The sequence below is a fragment of the Alkaliphilus crotonatoxidans genome, from assembly GCF_054658015.1.
Map to the genome: position 1 here is coordinate 799,319 of NZ_BAAHXS010000004.1, position 21,461 is coordinate 820,779.

Consider the following 21,461-nt stretch of genomic DNA (forward strand, 5'->3'; position numbering starts at 1 on the left):
AACACCTTTCTCAATTTCGACCACTTAAAAGCCTCTAGCCCCCCCTAAGAGGAATTTGTCTTTCATGATGGAATCACATACAATATTTTTACATGTTCAAGAACACAACTTTTTAAAGGAGGGATAATATGCCGGCCAGCCAGCACCCTAATTATTTAAGTGAATGTCAGCATCTGGAGAAAACAATTGATTGGGTAAAAAAAGAAAAGGTACGTTTGCTAGCCCATGAGGAGATATTGAAAAAAGAAGTTCTTGAGATTCGGAAAACCGTCAGCCACCTTCAGGATGAAAGACTTGTAGCAAAGCAGCAGCTTCATCAATATACCGCTAAGGATTTAAAGATCATGGACTATGCCCAATCAACACCTTATTTCGGACGAATTGATTTTCAGGAAAATGGAAGGGACGAGCAAGAGGTAATCTATATTGGAAAGCACGGCCTTCATGACCAGCAAAGGGAAGTTCCTATTGTTGTCGATTGGCGGGCCCCCATTGCTGATATCTATTACAGCGGCCATAGTCAAGAGGTATTTTACAAGGCCCCCAGGGGTGAAATTCGGGGTAAATTGTTCTTAAAAAGAAGATACGAAATATCCTCTGGATGCCTTCAAGAGATCTACGACGAGCAGACCTCGGAAAGTAAAATCGAAGACAGCCTAAAGGGTAGAGGGGATTTTTTAATCGAGGCCCTCAGCCGTTCTAACCAAGGGCGTTTAAAGGAAATTGTAGCGACCATACAGGATCAGCAGAACAAGGTAATTCGTAGCGACATGTTAAAGCCCCTGGTGGTTCAAGGGGTAGCCGGCGGAGGTAAAACCACCATAGCCCTGCACCGAATGGCTTATTTGATCTATAATAACCGCAGAAGCATACACAACCCAAACTATATGGTAGTGGCCCCCAATAGGCTGTTTCTGAACTATATTTCTGAAATTTTACCCGATTTAGGGGTGGAGGATGTCTTCCAAACAACCTTCGAGGATTGGGCTATGACCATTATTCAGAAAAAAATGAAACTAACCCATCGGATCGACCAATTGAAAGATTTAATGAAGTGTCGTGACGAATCAGGTCGAATTATGGCTACTGCAGCCAAAATAAAGGGCTCTATATTATTTAAAAAGGTAATTGATAATCTGATTAGGCAGCTGGAGCATAGTATAATTCCTAACCATAGTCTATCGATTGAAGGGGTTGAGGTGTTGGAGGCTAAGGCAATTTATCAGGTCTTTATTACCAGTAATCTGCATTTAGCACTGAAGGAGAGGATTTTAAAGCTCAAGGAGTATTTGAAAAATAAAATTAAGAGCGATATTAAAGAATATTACGAGAGAATCGAACAAATTTATGAGGAAAGGCTCCAGTCCATCAGGCAAACCAGTACGAATATTGAGGCCTTAAGACCCCAATTGATACAAATTTACGATGAGCGGGATGAAAAAATGAAGCATTTTAAAAAATCCATTGCCAAGGGAGTAGATGCCTATATTGCTTCCCTTCCCCCATTAGATGTATTCACCTTTTACAAGGAAGCCTTTCAAAGCCAGGAAATAATCAAAGCCTTTGGGTCCCCTGTAGGAGAAGATTTATTGAACCGTGCAATTGAAAAGATTACATTACAATTAAAGGATAACCTCTATGACAATGAAGACCTGGCCCCCCTGGCCTATATTAAAATGAAGCTCTTTGGCCTGGATGACAAAAATAAGTATAACCATATTGTCGTTGATGAAGCTCAGGATATGGACGAGTTTAAGCTGGCTGCCCTAAGGGAGGTTTGCATCAACGATTCCTTTACCTTTGTGGGAGACCTTTCCCAGGGCATCTATTCCTATAAGGGCATACAAAACTGGGAGAAGTCTATGAAACGGGTTTTTAAAGATCGAGACTACCATTATCATATACTAACCACAAGCTACCGCTCCACCGTAGAGATTGTCAATTTTGCCAATGAGATTATTAAAAAATGTGATGACCTTAAGCCGGTTTTAGCCGAGCCTGTATTTAGAAATGGTGACCTACCCAGCTTGATTCAGTGTAGCGACGAGGCCCATATGGTTCTAACGGTAATCAAAACCATTCACCACCTAAAGGAGGAGCAGTACCAGTCAGTGGCCGTTATATGCAAGGATTTGACCACGACAGAAAAGGTATATGGGCTGCTCAACAAAAAAATAAAAGAGGTGTATTTACTAACAGATCAAACCACCGATTTTAAAGAAGGGGTGGTGATCATTCCTTCCTATCTTGCCAAGGGGTTAGAGTTTGATTCCGTTATACTGTGGGATGTTAATGAAGCCACCTATCAGTTAAACCCCATTGACGTAAAGCTACTATATATCGGTGCTACACGGGCATTACACAAGCTGGTTCTTTTATATCAGAATAACCTGTCGAAGGTTTTAGGTCATCTGAGTGAAGGTCTAATACAACATCAATAATAGTTAAAAAAAGAACTGCCTGTCAGATCATATAGGCAGTTCTTTTAGATTTTATTAAATAATAAAAGGCATAGCGTACTTAAAGAACATCTGTACCGACACCGATTTCTCAATTAGTCCAGCTGCCCAGCCTTCGGGTGAAGCCATGGCCATTGCAACAAATATTGTAAAGGTAATCACCACCAGTAATAAACCTTTAACAGCACCTATTAAAAGACCGCCGACCTTGTTAAAGGTACTTAATATCGGCAGTTTAAACAGCTGATTGCATATTCTGGCCACAAAGCTCATAATTACCTTTATGGCAATAAAAAGAAACAGCAAGCAAAGAATATTTAAAATACTAGTTGCTATATTCATTATGATTTCTTCTTTTAAAAATTCCACCCCTTGATGGGCAATTCCTCCCAGGCTTGCCTCTTGAACAAAGTGCTGGTCCATCCATTGCCAAAGGCCTGAGCTTGGCTGATTGTTTTCTAGGCTGCTGATAAAAAACTGCTCCAAAAATCCCTCTGACCTGCCATCCACAAAGGTTCTGATTTTATCTAATATGCCTGTATTAGCCTGAATCCAGACAGACAAATTCAAGTGATACCATTTTGCCCCTAAAAAGGCAATTATATAGCTTGTCAGGCCAAATAAGGTCCATACAAGTCCCTTTTGATAGCCTTGAAATAGATTAAATAATAAAATAACACCTATAATGATATCTAATAAGCTCATAATATTCGCTCCTACTACTGAATTTTATAAAAAGCCAATTTTTCCTTGGTGATAACTGCCATATTCCCCTGGGGAAGCATAAACACCTGCTCTATATCACCATTGTATTTAAAATTCATTTTAAGCTCTGCCCGATCATTAAAAAGATAAATACTACGATCTGAATAGCTGACAATTTCCCCTTCCAACAGATCCAATCCCTTCATCTGATCCTCTAAAACAGTTTCACCCATTAAATCACCTTGAAAATCATAAATTCTTAATTTATCTTCAGACTTCTTAAAAAAGCCAATTCCTCCTGCCTTTTTAAAGTATAGGACCATTAGCTTTCCTTCCTCTGCAATCGATTGAAGCCCCTCTTCATCCAACGTCCATTTAACCTCATCTTTACCACCATACATAACCCTATCGGTATAGACTATTTTTCGATTTCCATTATCATCAAAATTAACATTTAAGGGAATCCCCGGCCCCATACTTTCTATTGCCAGCAGATTACCCTTCAGGTCAAATTCCATAAGACTGCCTTCAATATTCCCCTTAGCCACCTGGGTAGTATATATTAGAACCTTTTTTTCTTTTCCTGATATGGTACTGTTAATAACCTCGCCTTCACTAACGGTAATTTCTCCATACCGATTTCCTTTACTATCAAAAATCTCAAAGCTTCTAAGGGGACCTCCCTGTGGTGTATAATACACTAGAACATACCCTTCATTACAGAGCTTAATATCAGCGATTGACTCATTTGCCAGAATAGAATAGATCAACTGACCTTGATTGTTCACCTTTATTATTTCCTTTTTACTGCTGTCAACTAATATAACCTCATTATGGCTGGTAATCATTTCAGGGTTACTTGCTCCTAGTGAAACGCTCCAGTTTTGATTGCCTTCCATGTCATAGGAATATAAAATGCCATCCCAATATTGAATTAATTGTTGCCCTAGTCTGGCATATTTTATTTGACTGCTATGGGGAAGCTCCAGTTCCTTCAGCAAGGTTAGCTGCTGATCGGGATTACCAAATTTACTTTCAAAGTATGCCAGGGTTCTAGGGTTTATAATGAACAATATTACTAATACAACCGTCATGATAAAAAGAATTCTCTTTTTTGAATTCATCTTTTACCTCCTGTTTCACGTGAAACATTTTTCTCTATTGTTAGGTTGTTGAATATATTAATTACTTATGAGGAAATGCACCATTTCACAATGGGACAATGGGCCCTTCTATTTTACATGATTGCGGTTTTTTTACTTACTGGTATTTATTTCAACAATCCTTAATATATATATTCATCATTAACCACCCAAAATCCTTCAATCCAATAGGAAAACGTCCTAATTATATCCTTATTTTTCCTTTCAAGCCCAACACCATTAATAACAATATCCCTAAGTATCCAAAAAAAGGGTAAAAGATCATAATTAATTTTTTAAATCCAAATAGAGCAAAGGGAATTCCCAATAAAACCACCACTGTTCGGGTTAAGCCCTTGGGCAAATGAAATATCAGTGTGAAATTTTGAATAGCACCGAAGCCGGTGGCAATGGCTGTGGTATACATCGAAATCCAAAGAAATAGACTATAGGTCTTTTTAAATCCCCCCCCTAACCGTTGAGCTACTGCCATCATCGGAACCTCCAACTGATAAACAGCAGAATAATCACTCATTAAGCATAGTAATATGGCCATGGCCATCAATCCGAGGCCAAGGCCCCCTAAGATTCCTCCCAGCCTGGCAGCCTTTTTGTCATATATAAATGGTCGTAATCCTGCCATCATTACCATTGCAGACAAACTATTAAAGCCAACATATAATATTGCTGACCATGCCCATCCGGCTACATTATAAATTTTTTCCCATGACCATTTACCTTTTAGAAGATTCTCTTTGAGGCCTACTGGTTCCTTCAGCAATTCTCTAAAATAATAGGTGTTTTGGTTAAGGGTTAATATAAAAAACAAAATCACCAATATAATTAATATGGGCACAATAAACCGATTGGCCTTAGCTATGCCATTCATCCCATAACAAAAGGTAAAATAACAAAGTGCTGTCATCAATAAAACTCCATAGATATTAGAAACACTAAAGTAGGCTTCTATAATAGCCCCTCCCCCTGCCACCATCACATAATAGCTAATGAGTAAAACCACTGCCAATAGCAGGTTCATTCCAAGGCTTTTATTATTTCCCAGGTGAAGATCAATTAAATGTGCAAAATCCTTGACTCTTTTGTCGTAGACCATTGTCAAAATCCATAGGCCCAAGAGCATAAATAAAATTGTTGCCAAAAACATTCCTAGAATGCCTAATTTCTGGTGCTTTCCAAAAAACTGTATAATCTCCTGCCCTGAGGCAAATCCTGCCCCAATCACCGTACCTATGTAAACGCTGGCCAACGTGTATATTGATTTTTTCCTGGTCAAATCGTTCTCCCCCCATCTATTAGTACAATATGAGTTCTGTATATAAATATATTCCAAGCCTTTGCCTGAATATGAAAATTGTCTTGTAGGTCTTCCTGTCATCAAACCCTATATTTTACAGTATCAAAAGCTATTTTTCGGGAAAACTGTTTGAGTAGAAATCATATTTTTTGCTTATTCTTAATATGATTTTACATATGCTGAAGACTGAGTAGGGTACAAGCTCATAACACATATACTGGGGAGGAAACAAAATGTCTATGCTTCAACCTGAATTAAAGGACTCGATCGATGTTAATATTCCCATGGCTCATATAGATTTTAGTATGCTGTTGATTGATTATATTGCCCATTATTATCGGCTTCCCTTTAAGGAGCTTGTGATCCTGTGTATTGGTACAGATCGTTCAACCGGTGACGCCTTAGGTCCGTTAATTGGTTATAAGCTTCAGGATTCCCTAAGGCGTTATCAAGATGTCTATTTATGGGGAACCTTAGATGAGCCTGTACATGCAAAAAATCTGCATGATAAGATTTCCGAAATAAAGGAAACCTATCAAAACCCCTTTATTGTCGCCATCGACGCTTGCCTCGGAAGGATGGAACGTATCGGATTCATTAAGATCGGCCATGGGCCCCTTAAACCAGGGGCCGGTGTAAATAAGGATCTGCCCAGCGTTGGCGATATCCATATTACCGGTATTGTTAATCTGAGCGGCTACATGGAATATCTTGTTCTTCAAAATACCCGCCTTAGCCTGGTAATGAAAATGGCAGAGACCATCGCTGAAGGCATAAAATTTGCACTATGGAAGTTAAATTCAAAGCAACTGGCTGAGGTTTCAATACAGGAAACATAGCCTTAAATCAGAATGCAGATAAAAAATCCCCCCTCTGCTGTATTATGGGAATATACAACAGAGGGGGGATGCCTGTATTAAGCCTGTTCAAATTCTCAGCTAAACAGGCTTCCATATCTTCTTTTTTCTATAATGTAGATGATTTCATCAATCCCCTTGTTCTTTCCATTAATTAAAACCGCCCCCATTTCGTTACTGTTTACCCCATTGTTGATGTTTTCAAGGCCTCCGTGCTGATCTGTATAAATAACAGCATCAACAGGACCTGTAAAATCAAAGGAAACTACATGATAGCCCCTTTTGATTAAGCTTCCTCGGATCGATTCCAAATTATCCTGTACAGCTACCCTTTTCATAACAACACCTCCTTACTATATTTTTCCTAGTAAAGGGCTGTTTCATACCTTCAATGACGTTAAATTTAAATACCATACCATTTTATGTTGAAGTAATCGTGGGAGTACCAATTCTTGTTGAAATTTCTCTATACTGTATTGATTCAATTATCTATATTTAAATAAAAAAAACAGTAGTCAATTTAATACTGATCTACTGTACTTTCATTCTTTTAGCATATTATTTTAAATTTTAAAGCTATAAGTTGAAAGGTTGCATCGAAGATATTAATAATTTCTCCATCTAAATTTAATTTTACCAGTTCTTTTCCTTTAATGGTCATACTTTTTGTTCGGTAAATCTTGACTTCCTTAAAGGCTTCATGCCTTCCCTTAAAAACACTGGGGAATAATACCAAAAGCTTAAGCTTGGCCATTTTTTCTACAATACAAACATCAAAATAACCATCAGACAGGATTGCATTAGGAGCAATTTTAGCTCCTCCTCCATAGTAGCTTCCATTACATATGGCCACCAGCATAACCTGTTTAGAATAAACCCTTTGTCCCTCTTTAAATTGAACCTCTAAAGGCTTAAAACAAAAAAGGACCTTAATAAAGGCAATGATATAGGCATAGGCCCCATTAAAAAAAGCTTTTATCCGATTGGTATAATCTGCTATTTCAGCATCTAGTCCAATTGATGCAATATTGATAAACCAATGATTATTTACCTTTCCTATATCAATTAACCTGGGTGTTCCGTTGATAATCTGACTCAATGCTTCCAGTGGGTCCTTTGGTATGCCCAATGACTTTGCAAAGTCATTTCCAGTACCACAAGGGATAATACCCATTATTTTATCACTCTCTACAATTCCATTAACCACTTCATTAACCGTTCCATCACCGCCTACTGCTATATAGATATCGTAATATTCTTTAATATATTGCTTTATTATTGCTGTAGCTCCACCAATTTCCTCAGTTTTAACAATTTTAAATGTTATAGCTTTTTCCCGGCAATAGTCTTCTATGATAGGAATTAGTTTACTTCCTCTATTTTTTCCGGCAACAGGATTTACAATAAATAGATACGACAAATTAGCCATTTAACTTACCTCTCGATTACTTCTTGACCCCTTTACCTCAATGTGATCCAAAACATTTTCCTTAGCCCTATCTAAGGCTTGTAACTCCTCTACTGATAGAGGATAAGTAGATACTCCGCCTTTAACGGGCTTAGCATAAGAAATAGTCTCCGTTCTGCCATGAATTCCCGATATGATGACACCGTCATTATTAGCATTTAAGAGGGCAATTGAATAGCTTAAGTCACTTCCGGTGTCCTGAAAAGCATTATATCGAATAATTCCTACCTTTTGTACACAAAAACTCATTCTATTTTCTAAAATATCCAGTTTTCGATATAATCGCTCCTGTTCTTCTTTAGCAGCCTCAACCCTTTCCATGTGCTCCATTAAGATTCCCTCAATATTTTTACCATTGGTGCCCTTTACTAATTTTTTATACTTATCTCTTAAACTGGCAGTAATACCATAATTAATGCTTAGCAGCAAAACAAGTAATATGTTCATTAAGCAGCAAGCAATGATAATAGGTATACTATATTGTTCAATAAAGGTAACTAACCCCTGCATATCATTTCTCCCTTCTCTCAACTGCATGGTGAAACATTTAAGGCTTATTTGAAATCGGTTGGATAGTTGGATAACTATTATAATTCTACTATGTTTTTGTATTTTCCTTCAAGCTAAATTATATAAATAATCGTAGAGTAACATAAAAGGTCGTGCCACTGACCTAAGCCCCCCATAAAAAAACTCCCACTTAAGCTGTAAGACAATTGAATTGCCTACAGCTTTAAATGGGAGAATATGAATCATTAAACCAATTGATTACAAATTTCTTTGATGGCAATAATCGTCTGCTCAAGCTCTTCTCTCTTTGTAAAATATCCAAAGCTAAAGCGTACAGTTCCCTGTTCAAAGGTTCCTATCGTTTTGTGGGCATAGGGGGCACAATGTAACCCCGGTCTAACGGCAATATTGTATACCCGATCTAAAATGTATGCAATTTCAGAGGAATCCTCGTTCCTAATATTAATTGACACGACTGCGGCTTGTTCTTTACTGTTCTGAGGACCATATATTTTGACTCCATCAATTTTTTTTAGCTCATCAATAAAGTATTGAGTGATGGCTTCCTCATGCTTCCTGATGGAATCCAGGCCTTCAGATAAAATAAACTCTACCCCCTTGGATAGACCTGCAATTCCAGGGGAATTTGGAGTGCCGCTTTCATACCGGTCAGGCATTATTTCTGGCTGAATTAATTCTTCAGACCTGCTTCCAGTCCCTCCCTCTTTAAAATGCATAACCTCTACCCCTTCTCTGATATAGAGTATGCCAGTTCCCTGGGGTCCCATCAAGCCCTTATGGCCTGGTAAGGCAAGTAAATCTATGTTGAAGCGCTGAACATCTATTTCATAGACTCCTGCTGTTTGAGCACCATCCACCAGAAAAAGAATATTATTTTCTCTGGCAATTTGACCCACCTCCTCAAGGGGCATCAAGGTACCTGTTATATTTGAAGCATGGGTCATAACAATAAGCCTGGTGTTTTTTTTAATGGCATTTTTTATGTCCTTAGCCTCTAATTTTCCCATTGAATCACATTGAACAATCGTGTTTTCCACTCCAAGGCTTTCTAGGGTCTTGATTGGACGTAACACTGAATTATGCTCCATACTGGTGGTAATGACATGGTCATTTGCCTTTAAAACTCCTTTAATAGCCAAATTCAGTGATTCGGTGGCATTTCCCGTAAAGACTATCTGCATGGGATTTTCAATATTAAATAATTTAGCAATGTTTTCCCTGGCAGTAAAAATTTGTCTCCCTGCCTCAAGGGCCATCTTATGCCCTGATCGGCCGGGATTTGCCCCGGCTTCCTTCATTTGCCCTATTATAGCATTATAAACAGCTTCCGGCTTTGGGTAACTGGTGGCGGCATTGTCTAAATAAATCACCCATTTTCCCCTCTCTTTCAACGGATCTCTTATTACTTTTATACTATATTCATCATTTTTTTGTATTGTCACTAATTAAATGGCGGCCTCTGTTTTGTGTGTTTCACGTGAAACAAGCCCTATTAAAATTATTAAGAAATATACTTAAACCTATCTTTTATCTAATATCTCAATAATTCTCTCCAAATCATCCTCATTATAGTATTCAATCTCTATTTTTCCTTTTTTAGCTCCCTTAGAAATGGTTACTTTGGTTCCGAATAGCTTTTTAAGATTATCCTCCAGTTCCATCAGCTCATAGGATTTTTGCTTTTTTTCCTTCTTCTTAACGGTATTTTTCTGGGAAGCAATCAATTCCTCCACCTGTCTGACATTTAACCCGGCCTTTTCAATATAAAGGGCCAGTTGATATTGCTTTTCTTGATTATTTACCCTCAATAAAACCCGTCCATGACCACTGGTAATTTGGTTATTTTTGATCATTTCAATGACCCTTTGATCTAGATGAAGCAGTCTTAATGTGTTGGCTATGTAGGGCCTGCTTTTTCCCAGGGCCTCAGCCAGCTGCTCCTGGGTAAGATTATGTTGCTCTAATATTTTTTTATAGGCAAGGGCCTCTTCAATGACACTTAAATCCTCCCGCTGTAGGTTTTCTATTAATGCAATTTCTAGAAGCCTATTTGCCTCATACTGTCTAATGATACAGGGAATTTCCTTTAATTGAAGCTCCTTGGCGGCCCTCCAGCGTCTTTCACCAGCAATAATCTGATAACCATCCTTCTCCTTCGATACGATAATTGGTTGAATAAAACCATGGGCTTTAATCGAGTTAGCCAATTCCAAAATAGTTTCCCGATCAAAATCCCTTCTGGGCTGTTCTATATTAGGATAAATATGATTTATATCTAAAGAATAAATCTTGTCCTCCTCATTTTGAGAACTTTCTGCTTCTATTTCTACCACCTGGGGAATTAAAGCCTCCAGCCCCTTTCCCAGGCCCCTCTTTTTTGCCTTCGTCATCTATATCACATCCTCCTCTAAATCTAAAAATTCCTCGGCCAATTCAATATAGGCCTCTGCCCCCTTAGACTTTTCATCATAGTAGATTACAGGTTGTCCAAAGCTCGGTGCTTCGGCTAGCCTCACGTTCCTGGGAATAATTGTGGTATAAACCTTACCTCTAAAATAATTTTTCACTTCATCTACCACTTGAATCGATAGATTCGTTCTGCCGTCAAACATACTTAAAACAACCCCCTGAATTTCTAAATTGGGGTTAAGGCTTCGTTTAACCAGCTGAATTGTATTCATAAGCTGACTTACCCCTTCAAGGGCATAATATTCACACTGAATAGGGATTAGAACACTATCAACGGCAGCCAGGGAATTGATTGTTAGTAATCCCAAGGAAGGTGGACAATCGATAAATATATAGTCATAATCTGCTCGGATGGTATCAATCGATTGTCTTAATTTGATTTCTCGATTATTTACAGAGGCCAGCTCAATTTCTGCCCCTGCCAGTTGTACACTGGAGGGAACAATATGCAAATTATCATATTGGGTCTCTAAAATGGCTGACTTTAAATCTACTTCATTGACAATTACATCATAAATGCTATAGGTAAGATTCCCTTTGTCAATGCCAAAGCCACTGGTGGTGTTTCCTTGAGGATCAATGTCAATTATGCATATTTTTTTACCCTTTTGAGCGATACATGCACTTAAATTCACATTGGTCGTTGTTTTACCAACACCACCTTTTTGATTAAATACAGCAATCACCTTAGCCAAGACAAACACTCCCTTTGGTTTCCTATAATCAAGATATTTTGTATAATTTAAAATTTATCATCGTTATTTCATGTTAATTCATATTTTATCAATAATCAGAAAAAAAAGATACTACCATCTTCATATGTATTATTTTATAGTGTAATTTTTTATAATTATTTCTAATTTCTCAACAACATACATAGTATAGAACAAGGTTTTGTTCTATTGAATTTTCAAAAGCACTCCTTGTTGCAAAATTAAATTCAATATATAAACCAGCTTAAATAGGAGGCAAACATATGCTTAAAATTATTTTTACCACCTTTGTCATTGTTTTTTTAGCAGAGCTAGGCGATAAAACTCAAATTCAGACAATGCTATTGGCCTCTCAATCAAAATCAGTTTGGCCCGTCTTCATTGGTTCTTCCTTAGCCTTAATTATGAGCTCCCTGGTGGGGGTTTTAGCCGCCACTTATCTTAATAAATTTATTAACCCCCATTACCTTCAGATGGCTGCCGGGGTAGTTTTTATCATTATAGGCTGTTTAACATTGCTAGGAAAGCTATAATAATAAAAAAAGATTACTATCCCCCCTAGTAATCTTTTTTAATATTATTTAGTTTTTTGGTATTTTCACAGTTACCTCTATGTAATCACCTTTATCTATTTGATTAAATTCTGCCTTTTCCTGTTTATCCTTAATGGCTTCATAGGCTTGCTTGATTGTATTGATATAAATTCTATAATTCATAAAGCTTCGTATTTTTTGACTGGCCTTTGGCTCCTTTTCTTTCCCTATTTCCTCTAATAGCCCTTGGATAATTTCTTCCGTTCGTTTAACATTATAATCATATTTAATGATTTTTTCCAGGGCAATCTTTCTTAAATCGTCGTCCGGCAGCTTTAACAGGGCCCTGGCATGCCTTTCCGTTAAATTATGCTCCAATAACATGTTTTTAATATCTTGCCTTAAACGAAGAATTCGAAGCTTATTGGCAATTGTCGATTGATTTTTTCCGATTTGAAGTGCCAATTCCTGCTGGGTGAATCCATGGTCCTGAATTAAGTTTTGATAGCCCTCTGCCTCTTCCAGAAAGTTTAAATCCTCCCGCTGCAAATTTTCTATAATGGCCAAAACTGCAGAATCCTTGTCGTTATAATCACGATGTACAATGGCTGGAATACTATTCAAGTTAGCCAGTTTGGCTGCCTTCAATCGTCTTTCACCAGCTATCAGCTCATATTTTTCTTCTCCAATTTGTCTAACGCTGATGGGCTGTAAAATACCATAGGCTTTTATAGATTGGCTTAATTCCTCAAGGCTGATTTTCGTAAAGGCTTTTCGGGGCTGATATGGATTAGGAATAATATTATTAATGGCGATTTCAATCACTTGTTTTTCGGCAGTATTCATGGATTTTATCCCTCACTTCTTCATGAATTCAATTATAAATATTCGATAAAAAAAAGTTGAGTCCTGCAATAAAAGGGGCTTAATTCTAATTTTCGTTTTACAAAAAACTACCCTTTTCCCTTATATTATAGGTTCTTTACTTGGTTTTCCTGCTTTTCTTGGATATTTTGTCGGAGTTTGCCTAACCTTTTCTATCACCACAATTCGATGCTTAATATCACTGAAGGGCAATGGAATAGTCATTTCATCCACTACATTACCCCCTAAAACCGAAAGGGCCCTTTTAGCCTCCGTTAGTTCCGCTGACAGCTGAGGCCCCTTTTGACAAATAAAATATCCGCCTATCTTAACAAAGGGCAGGCAATATTCGGCCAGTACATTCATTGAAGCAACGGCTCTAGCCACTGCGAAATCATATTGTTCACGATGCTCCTTATTTTGTCCGTAATCCTCTGCCCTGCCATGTAAAAAGGTAATATCCTGAAGGTTAAGCTGATCCGAAACCTCCTTTAAAAAACTTATCCTTTTATTTAAAGCATCCAACAGGGTTAATTTTAAATCTGGTAAAAGTACCTTTAAGGGGATTCCAGGAAAACCCGCACCTGTTCCCACATCAATCAAGCTTCCCTGACTGGTTAATTGCTTTGTCATCAGGCAGGTCAGGGAATCTAAAAAATGTTTAATGACAATTTCTTTGGGCTCCTCTATGGCTGTTAAATTCATTTTCTGATTCCATTCCAGCAGTATGTCCTTATATTTAATTAACTGTAAAACCATCTCTTTTTCTATTTCTATCTCCAGCTCCTGGCAGCCCCTATATAATAATTCCTCCAAATCCATTAGCTCTCCCCTCCCCTGTGCCTTCTTCTTTGCTCTAAATATACCAGCAATACAGAAATATCAGCAGGTGAAACCCCTGATATTCTCGAGGCCTGGCCCACAGAAAGGGGGCGTATATTGGTCAGCTTTTGTCTTGCCTCCAACCTTAACCCATCAATTTTATTAAAATCTATGTCCTCTGGAATACGTTTATTTTCCAGCTTCTTAAATTGATCAATCTGCCTCATTTGCTTTTCAATATAGCCTTCATATTTAATCACGATTTCACATTGTTTTTCAGCCTCGCTCAACAATGCCTCTTCCCTTTCCTCCAACCTTCTAATATGGCTATAGTTAATTTCGGGGCGTTTTAACAGGTCGTAAAGGCTTATTCCTGCCTTTAGAGGCGTACTGTTCAGTGATTCCAACAGGGAATTGGCCACCTGGGGTGATACGGTTTTTTTCTTTAATCGCTGCATTTCCTCTTCAATCTTTTGTCTTTTCAAGGTCATTCTATCATATCTTTCCTTTGAGGCCAGACCTAATTGATAGCTTTTTTCTGTCAACCTCAAATCAGCATTATCCTGTCTCAATACCAAACGGTATTCTGCCCTTGAGGTCATCATCCGATAGGGTTCATTAGTGCCCTTTGTTACCAAATCATCAATAATTACACCAATATATGCCTCTGAACGATCTAAAATAAAGGGCTCCTTTCCTTGAATTTTAAGTACCGCATTAATGCCTGCCATCAAACCCTGGGCAGCCGCCTCCTCATAGCCAGAGGTTCCATTAAATTGGCCTGCACAAAATAGATAAGAAATATGCTTTGTTTCTAAAGATGGTTTGAGCTGGGTAGGATTAATACAGTCATATTCAATGGCATAGGCCGGCCTCATCATTTTCACATTTTCCAGGCCAATAACCGATTTAAGCATTTGCTGCTGTACCTCTTCAGGCAGGCTGGTTGACATGCCCTGAACGTACATTTCCTTAGTATCTAGTCCCTCAGGTTCAATAAAAAGCTGATGTGAGGGCTTATCATTGAAGCGAACAATCTTATCTTCTATAGAAGGACAATACCTGGGTCCTACCCCCTCCATATCTCCTCGATAAAAGGCAGAGCGGTTCAGATTATTCATTATGATTTCATGGGTTTTCTCAGTTGTTCTTGTTAACCAGCAGGGATGTTGCTCTATTTCCAGAGAATCATTCATAAATGAAAAGGGTACAACCCTTTCATCACCAGGTTGAATCGTCATTTTGTCGTAATCAATGGTATCACGATGGATTCTTGCAGGGGTTCCGGTTTTAAATCTCCTTAAATCGCACCCCAAAGCCCTCAAACGCTCCGAAAGAAACTGGGCAGGGAAAAGCCCGTTGGGCCCCGATTCATAGTTAACCTCACCAATAAATATTTTGCTTTTTAAATAAACCCCTGTGGCCAGTATAACAGCCTTGGCGTTATACTGGGCTCCCGTTCTTAAAAGCACACCTTTAACGGTGGAATCCTCAACAATCAGGTCCACTACTTCCCCTTGAACTAAATCTAAGTTTTTTTGCGATTCAATGGTTTTTTTCATTTCTAAATGATATTTATTTTTATCTGCTTGGGCCCGAAGGGAATGAACAGCCGGTCCCTTTGCAGTATTTAGCATTCTGCTTTGAATAAAGGCTTTATCAATGTTAATTCCCATTTCTCCGCCCAGGGCATCAATCTCCTTCACCAGGTGACCCTTACCGGTTCCACCTATCGAGGGATTACAAGGCATCATGGCAATGGCATCCAGGGTCAGGGTTAGCAATAAGGTATTCTGACCCATCCTGGCTGCGGCCAGGGCTGCTTCACAGCCTGCATGTCCCCCTCCAACGACAATTACATCATACGAACCTCCAAGATATTTCATCTGATTGTTTCTCCTCCATCTTTAATTATTACTGTTGTAACATAGTCTATTTACCAATACAGAAGTTCTTAAATATATGATCAATTAAATCCTCACCCACTGTATCACCGGTTATTTCACCAAGGTAATTCCAGGTGTTTTTATAGTCAACCTCGATAAAATCCATGGGTAGCTTTTGTCTAATGGCCTCAATTCCCTCCCGAAGGCTATTAAGTGCCCTTTCAAGGGCATTTTTATGCCTTACATTGGTTACCAACAGATGATCCTTTGCCCTCAAGGGCCCTTGAAAGACCATTTCCTCCAGACAGCCTTCTATAGCTTCAAGGCCGTGGTTTTCCAATAATGATACCTTAATAATAGGCTTTTCCCCTATTAACTGTCGAATCTTTTCTTCATTAACCTGATTGGGTAAATCTGTCTTATTGATAATAACCATAGATCTTTTATGCTTAATCAATTCGATAATTTCTAAATCCTCCTCGGTTAAATCCCGCGAGGCATCCAGCATCAAAATAACTAAATCGGCTCGATTAAAAAATTCCTTGGTTTTTTGAACACCTATTCTTTCAACAATATCCTCTGTTTCTCTAATTCCAGCAGTATCAATTAGCTTTAAGGGAATTCCCCTAATATTAAGCTGCTCCTCTATTACATCCCTGGTGGTGCCGGGTATTTCTGTAACAATGGCTCTCGATTCCCTCAAGAGGGCATTCAGCAAGGAAGACTTTCCTACATTGGGCTTTCCAACAATTACAGTACTCAAACCCTCCCTTAATATTTTCCCTGTATCTGCAGTTAAAAGCAAATGTTCCATTTCCTTTTCCAAGGCTATACTCTTTTCCAGCAGCAAGTCAAGGGTAATTTCATCTACGTCCTCCTCTGAAAAATCAATAGAAACCTCCATATGGGCCAACAGCTCTAACACCTGGTTACGAAATCCTTCAACCCTTTTAGACAAGCTCCCCTCCAGCTGATCTAGGGCAATATCAAAGCCCTTTTCGGTTTTAGCACTGATTAAATCCATAACTGCTTCAGCCTGGGCTAAATCAATTCTACCGTTTAAAAAGGCACGCTTTGTAAATTCCCCCGGGTCTGCGGCCCTAATACCCTGACGCAAAATCAGCTCCAGTATCCGTTTTACCGGTATCATACCGCCGTGGCAGTTGATTTCCACAACATTTTCCTTTGTGTAGGTATTTGGCGCACTCATATAGACAGCCAATACCTCATCTATTTTTTCCCCCTTTACAGGGTCAAAAATATGCCCGTAGGTAAGACGCCTTGGTGAAAACTCACTTAATTTTTTTCCTCCTGCTGATTTAAAAAGTAAATCAATTACCTCTAAAGCCTTTTCCCCACTAATTCTAATTACACCAATCCCAGCTTCCCCCGGAGCTGTGGCAATGGCCGCAATTGTATCATCAAGAAACATAAAAATACACCTCTATTCGTATTGATCAATTGAATTGAAGCAACTGCCTTTTTATTATCCCTATTATACCAAAATAATACAAGTTCCATTACAAATTCCTTATTTTAAAAAATCTTCCCCCTACATTAGAAAAAACCCAGTAACTATACTGGGTCAACTCTATTTTTTCAGTGTAATGACAACCTTTCTAAAGGGCTCATCACCTTCACTGTAGGTCTGTACATAGGGATTTCCCTGAAGAGCAGAGTGAATAATTCTTCGTTCATAGGGGTTCATTGGCTCTAATATTACGGTTTTCCCTATTTTCTTAGCCTTTCGGGCCATTTTATTGGCCAGCCTGATTAAGGTTTCTTCTCTCTTTTCCCGATAATTTTCTGTATCAATGAATACCTTTAAATAATTATCGCGATTTTTATTCACCACTAGGCTAACAAGATATTGCAGAGAATCTAAGGTCTGACCTCGGCGACCGATAATCACTCCCATATTGGGTCCTTCTAACTGAATATTTAAACTATCCTTTACTAACTGAACTTCAATTGATGCTTCAATCCCCATCGATTTCATTACATCCATTAAAAAATTCTTTGCATCTTCCTCAGGATGATCGATGACTGTTAATCTTACTCGAGCCATTTTCGTGCCAATAATTCCTAAAAAACCCTTTGTTGGCTTTTCAAGTATTTCTATTTTGACCTGATCTTTATTTTTTTTTAATTCCTTAAGACCCTCTTCAATAGCTTCCTCAACAGTTTTTCCGGTGATTTCAATCAAGTTCATATTAGTTTGAACCCTCCTTTGTCCCTGCAACAGGTCGTTTAAGAACTAATTGTTGGACTACCTGAAATCCGTTACTTACAACCCAGTAAAGACTTAATCCTGCTGGGAAGCCCCGGCCCCACCAGAAGATTAAAATTGGGAAAAAGTAAGTCATCATTTTTTGAGATGGGTCTGATTTATTGGCTCCTGCCATTGTTACGCTGGATAAAAAGGTTAATAATCCTGCTAAAATTGGTAGAATCCATGGATCTGGATCAGTTAAATTTGCCATCCATAAAAAAGCGGTATTAATCGCCTCATAGGCAGCCTGCGATTCAAATACATAAATACCAGGCTCTCTTAAAACAGCAAACAGACCAATTAAAATTGGAAATTGAATCAAAAGCGGCAAGCAGCCTCCAAAGGGGTTAATCTTATACTCCTGATAAAGCTCCATTGTTTTTACATTGAGCTTTTCCTTATCATCTTTATACTTTTCCTGTAATTCCTTCAGCTTTGGTTGAATTTCCTGAATTCCCTTCATTGACTTCATTTGCTTAATGGTTAAGGGTACCATCAATAGTTTGACTAGTATCGTAAATATAATAATTGATAAGCCATAATTGCCTATGATATCATATATCATTTTCAGCAACAGACCCAACGGTTTTGCCAAGGCACTCAAATTCAAAACCCCCTAATCGCAAGTTATTTCTTTAATGGGTCATAACCTCCTGGATGAAAGGGATGACACCTGATAATTCTTCTAATGGTTAAATAGGTTCCTTTAAAAAAACCATAGTGCTGATATGCCTCTATACTATAGGTAGAGCAAGTTGGATAAAAACGACAGGTTTGTCCTTTCAATGGAGAAATCCTTCTTTGATAGAAGCGAAGGAGCCCTATACAAATTTTTGCCATTCATTCATCACTCCATACCCATCAATACCTAAAGCAGTCTCATTTTTCTGAATAAATGAAGCATTGCACTTTCAATTTCTTTATATGTAGCTTCCTTACATCCAGCTCTGGCCACAAAGACAATATCGTATCCTTTAGAAATACCTTCTTGATTTAATCGAAAACTTTCCTTCATCAGTCTTTTCACACGGCTTCGAACAACGCTTTTTCCTACCTTTTTTGAAACAGTAAAGCCAACGCGAGTCGTATCGCTTCTATTGTTCGCCACATATATAATTAGTAGTTTATTGGCCATCGATTTTCCAGACTTGTAAACGATTCTAAATTCGCGATCTTTTTTTAAGAAATTGTTGGCCTTCATTCTTTTTACCAACTCCCATAATTACAGAAAAAGGCCACATAGTGCGGCCCTTATGCAGTCAATCTCTTTCTGCCTCTTAGTCTACGTCTTTTTAAAACGTTTCTACCATTCTTTGTACTCATTCTTTTTCTGAAGCCATGTTCCTTACTTCTTTGTCTTTTCTTAGGCTGATAGGTTCTTTTCACGAAAAACACCCCCTTCAAAGTACTAATCAGTACTTCTATCTAATCAATATAATATTCAATATAATACTACCTAAAGAGTACCTAAAAATATTGACACAAATAGATTATAACGATATTGATAAGGGCTGTCAAGATAAAAGCAATTTGGAATCTGTGGATAAATCTGTTGTGTAAAGTTTTTTTTTGTGGATATTTTTTAAATTTTGTTGAAAACCCCGATATAATTTGATATTATATTAATGCTTGTTGATAACTTTTTAAAAACTATTAACATTAATCACATTTATACACATTATGTGGATAGCTTTGTGCATAACTTAGAATTTTCCCAGATTATAAATAATTATGTATCTGCACATCTATTTTTTTTTGTGCATAAAAATAATCATTGCTATTGTTGATAACTATTTTATATAATGAAATAGACCCCATTAATCACAAATTATCCACATTAATTTAATCATTATTGTTTATAACATGGTCTATCTTTTTTATCATTAATTTTTTCTTAATTTTTCCCTTTATGTGGATAAGATTGAGGATAAAAACATGAATTTTTATTTCCTAAGTGATTCAATTCACTCATCTTACTATTATTGTCCATAATTTTTTAAAATATATATCAGCAGTTAGGGGGCTGTTTTATGCTGGACAACCTATCTGAAATTTGGGATAAAACGCAAAACATTATTAGGTCTGAATTGACAGAGGTTAGCTTTAATACTTGGATTAAAACAATCGAACCCATTTCAATGGATGAAAATCAAATTATACTGGCCGTTCCAAATGACTTTACCAAGGGTATTCTAAACACTCGTTATGCAACACTGATTGACAATGCCATCAAGCAGGTAACTTCTAAAAAATTTGAAGTGTCCTTTATCGTTCCAACAGAAGAAAACGTTAAGAACTTGAAAAAGGAGCAGACAAAACAAAAGAAGTTGTTAGACCCTACAATTTCTTCTACCAATCTTAATCCTAAGTATACCTTTGATACCTTTGTTATTGGTAATAGTAACCGTTTTGCCCATGCAGCTTCTGTGGCTGTGGCTGAAGCACCTGCCAAGGCATATAACCCACTCTTTATTTATGGAGGCGTTGGATTGGGTAAAACCCATTTAATGCATGCCATAGGTCATTACATATTGGAAAATGATCCAAAGGTCAGGGTAGCCTACGTTTCCTCAGAAACCTTTACTAATGAACTAATTAATTCCATCAGAGACGACAGAAACGTTGAATTTCGCAATCGTTACCGTAATGTCGATGTATTATTGGTAGATGATATACAATTCATTGCCGGGAAAGAGCGAACCCAGGAGGAATTTTTCCATACCTTTAATGCCTTGCATGAATCAAATAAGCAAATTATTATTTCCAGTGATCGTCCCCCCAAGGAAATTCCAACCCTCGAAGATCGCTTAAGGTCACGCTTTGAGTGGGGTCTGATTACAGATATTCAAGCACCAGATTTTGAAACGAGAATTGCAATCCTTCGTAAAAAAGCTCAAATGGAGAATATCGATGTTCCCAATGAAGTTACCATCTATATTGCAAAGAAAATCCAGGCCAATATACGTGAGCTGGAAGGGGCTTTAATCAGAATTGTGGCCTATTCATCCTTAACCAATAGTGATATTACAGTTGATTTGGCCAGTGAAGCCCTGAAGGAAATCTTTTCTTCCAAGCCAAAGCAGCTGAATATCCCTTTAATTAAAGAGGTTGTCTCTAAAAGATTCAACATTAAACTGGAGGATTTTGATTCCAAAAAAAGAACTCGGGCCATTGCTTACCCAAGACAAATTGCCATGTATATTACAAGGGAATTGACTGACCTTTCCCTGCCTAAAATTGGGGAAGAATTTGGTGGAAGAGACCATACAACGGTTATGCATGCCCATGAAAAGATTGTTAATGACATCAAGGCAGATGCCAACTTAAAGGAACTGGTGGAATCAATCATTAAAGACCTGAAAGGGGATTTATAATTGTGCACATTATTTTGTGAATAGCCTGTTGATACTATGAAAATCCTTTAA

22 protein-coding genes are annotated in these 21,461 nt (G+C 37.8%); 4 read left to right on the forward strand and 18 right to left on the reverse strand.

From position 1 onward, the window contains the following. The first annotated feature begins 128 nt into the window (after positions 1–128). Positions 129–2,441, forward strand: a complete 2,313-nt coding sequence (gene helD / locus ACYQ1I_RS06385) for an RNA polymerase recycling motor HelD (RefSeq protein ID WP_459763508.1) — start codon at positions 129–131, stop codon at positions 2,439–2,441. 54 nt (positions 2,442–2,495) lie between these two features. Here helD and ACYQ1I_RS06390 read toward each other — a convergent pair whose 3' ends face one another. The 3 genes from ACYQ1I_RS06390 to ACYQ1I_RS06400 form a co-directional block, all read right to left on the reverse strand. Next, complete coding sequence (locus ACYQ1I_RS06390; RefSeq protein WP_459763510.1) at positions 2,496–3,164, reverse strand: CvpA family protein; 669 nt, start codon at positions 3,162–3,164, stop codon at positions 2,496–2,498. Positions 3,165–3,178: 14 nt separating this feature from the next. Further along, complete coding sequence (locus ACYQ1I_RS06395; protein WP_459763512.1) at positions 3,179–4,288, reverse strand: DUF5711 family protein; 1,110 nt, start codon at positions 4,286–4,288, stop codon at positions 3,179–3,181. Positions 4,289–4,511: 223 nt separating this feature from the next. Then, positions 4,512–5,600 (reverse strand): YkvI family membrane protein, encoded by a 1,089-nt coding sequence (locus ACYQ1I_RS06400; protein WP_459763514.1) that lies wholly within the window; start codon positions 5,598–5,600, stop codon positions 4,512–4,514. Positions 5,601–5,854: 254 nt separating this feature from the next. On the opposite strand from ACYQ1I_RS06400, the gene yyaC reads away from it, so the two are divergent. Continuing rightward, a complete protein-coding gene (gene yyaC / locus ACYQ1I_RS06405; protein ID WP_459763516.1) occupies positions 5,855–6,460 on the forward strand; it encodes a spore protease YyaC in 606 nt (201 codons plus the stop codon). 95 nt (positions 6,461–6,555) lie between these two features. Here yyaC and ACYQ1I_RS06410 read toward each other — a convergent pair whose 3' ends face one another. The 6 genes from ACYQ1I_RS06410 to ACYQ1I_RS06435 all read right to left on the reverse strand — a co-directional run bounded on the left by ACYQ1I_RS06410 (position 6,556) and on the right by ACYQ1I_RS06435 (position 11,641). Beyond that, positions 6,556–6,816, reverse strand: coding sequence for a YkuS family protein (locus ACYQ1I_RS06410; RefSeq protein WP_459763518.1), 261 nt, complete (start codon positions 6,814–6,816; stop codon positions 6,556–6,558). Between the two features lie 212 nt (positions 6,817–7,028). After that, positions 7,029–7,907, reverse strand: coding sequence for a diacylglycerol/lipid kinase family protein (locus tag ACYQ1I_RS06415; protein WP_459763520.1), 879 nt, complete (start codon positions 7,905–7,907; stop codon positions 7,029–7,031). Further along, on the reverse strand, positions 7,908–8,456 hold the full coding sequence (locus ACYQ1I_RS06420) for a DUF4446 family protein (RefSeq protein WP_459763522.1): 549 nt from the start codon (positions 8,454–8,456) through the stop codon (positions 7,908–7,910). Between the two features lie 245 nt (positions 8,457–8,701). Next, positions 8,702–9,847, reverse strand: coding sequence for an aminotransferase class V-fold PLP-dependent enzyme (locus tag ACYQ1I_RS06425; RefSeq protein WP_459763524.1), 1,146 nt, complete (start codon positions 9,845–9,847; stop codon positions 8,702–8,704). Between the two features lie 150 nt (positions 9,848–9,997). Continuing rightward, positions 9,998–10,867 carry a ParB/RepB/Spo0J family partition protein gene (locus ACYQ1I_RS06430; RefSeq protein ID WP_459763526.1) on the reverse strand — a complete coding sequence of 290 codons (870 nt, stop codon included), beginning with the start codon at positions 10,865–10,867 and terminating at the stop codon, positions 9,998–10,000. Then, positions 10,868–11,641: a ParA family protein gene (locus ACYQ1I_RS06435; RefSeq protein WP_459763528.1), complete on the reverse strand. Its 774-nt coding sequence runs from the start codon at positions 11,639–11,641 to the stop codon at positions 10,868–10,870. A 281-nt stretch (positions 11,642–11,922) separates the two neighbouring features. On the opposite strand from ACYQ1I_RS06435, the gene ACYQ1I_RS06440 reads away from it, so the two are divergent. Continuing rightward, positions 11,923–12,192: a TMEM165/GDT1 family protein gene (locus ACYQ1I_RS06440; RefSeq protein ID WP_459763530.1), complete on the forward strand. Its 270-nt coding sequence runs from the start codon at positions 11,923–11,925 to the stop codon at positions 12,190–12,192. 48 nt (positions 12,193–12,240) lie between these two features. On the opposite strand, the gene ACYQ1I_RS06445 is transcribed toward ACYQ1I_RS06440, so the two are convergent. The 9 genes from ACYQ1I_RS06445 to rpmH all read right to left on the reverse strand — a co-directional run bounded on the left by ACYQ1I_RS06445 (position 12,241) and on the right by rpmH (position 19,422). Next, positions 12,241–13,038: a ParB/RepB/Spo0J family partition protein gene (locus tag ACYQ1I_RS06445; protein ID WP_459763531.1), complete on the reverse strand. Its 798-nt coding sequence runs from the start codon at positions 13,036–13,038 to the stop codon at positions 12,241–12,243. 120 nt (positions 13,039–13,158) lie between these two features. After that, on the reverse strand, positions 13,159–13,878 hold the full coding sequence (gene rsmG, locus ACYQ1I_RS06450) for a 16S rRNA (guanine(527)-N(7))-methyltransferase RsmG (protein ID WP_459763533.1): 720 nt from the start codon (positions 13,876–13,878) through the stop codon (positions 13,159–13,161). Then, a complete protein-coding gene (mnmG, locus tag ACYQ1I_RS06455) occupies positions 13,878–15,764 on the reverse strand; it encodes a tRNA uridine-5-carboxymethylaminomethyl(34) synthesis enzyme MnmG (protein ID WP_459763535.1) in 1,887 nt (628 codons plus the stop codon). The genes rsmG and mnmG overlap by 1 nt, the downstream gene beginning before the upstream one ends. A 46-nt stretch (positions 15,765–15,810) precedes the next feature. Beyond that, complete coding sequence (mnmE, locus tag ACYQ1I_RS06460; protein ID WP_459763537.1) at positions 15,811–17,196, reverse strand: tRNA uridine-5-carboxymethylaminomethyl(34) synthesis GTPase MnmE; 1,386 nt, start codon at positions 17,194–17,196, stop codon at positions 15,811–15,813. Between the two features lie 159 nt (positions 17,197–17,355). Further along, a complete protein-coding gene (jag, locus tag ACYQ1I_RS06465; RefSeq protein WP_459763539.1) occupies positions 17,356–17,976 on the reverse strand; it encodes an RNA-binding cell elongation regulator Jag/EloR in 621 nt (206 codons plus the stop codon). Position 17,977: 1 nt separating this feature from the next. Then, positions 17,978–18,640 carry a YidC/Oxa1 family membrane protein insertase gene (locus ACYQ1I_RS06470; protein WP_459763541.1) on the reverse strand — a complete coding sequence of 221 codons (663 nt, stop codon included), beginning with the start codon at positions 18,638–18,640 and terminating at the stop codon, positions 17,978–17,980. Positions 18,641–18,663: 23 nt separating this feature from the next. Next, positions 18,664–18,876 carry a membrane protein insertion efficiency factor YidD gene (yidD, locus tag ACYQ1I_RS06475; protein ID WP_459763543.1) on the reverse strand — a complete coding sequence of 71 codons (213 nt, stop codon included), beginning with the start codon at positions 18,874–18,876 and terminating at the stop codon, positions 18,664–18,666. 28 nt (positions 18,877–18,904) lie between these two features. Next, a complete protein-coding gene (rnpA, locus tag ACYQ1I_RS06480; protein WP_459765304.1) occupies positions 18,905–19,237 on the reverse strand; it encodes a ribonuclease P protein component in 333 nt (110 codons plus the stop codon). A 50-nt stretch (positions 19,238–19,287) separates the two neighbouring features. Beyond that, positions 19,288–19,422, reverse strand: a complete 135-nt coding sequence (gene rpmH, locus ACYQ1I_RS06485; protein ID WP_459763545.1) for a 50S ribosomal protein L34 — start codon at positions 19,420–19,422, stop codon at positions 19,288–19,290. 644 nt (positions 19,423–20,066) lie between these two features. Here rpmH and dnaA point away from each other — a divergent pair. Further along, positions 20,067–21,410: a chromosomal replication initiator protein DnaA gene (gene dnaA, locus ACYQ1I_RS06490; RefSeq protein WP_459763547.1), complete on the forward strand. Its 1,344-nt coding sequence runs from the start codon at positions 20,067–20,069 to the stop codon at positions 21,408–21,410. Positions 21,411–21,461 lie beyond the last annotated feature (51 nt).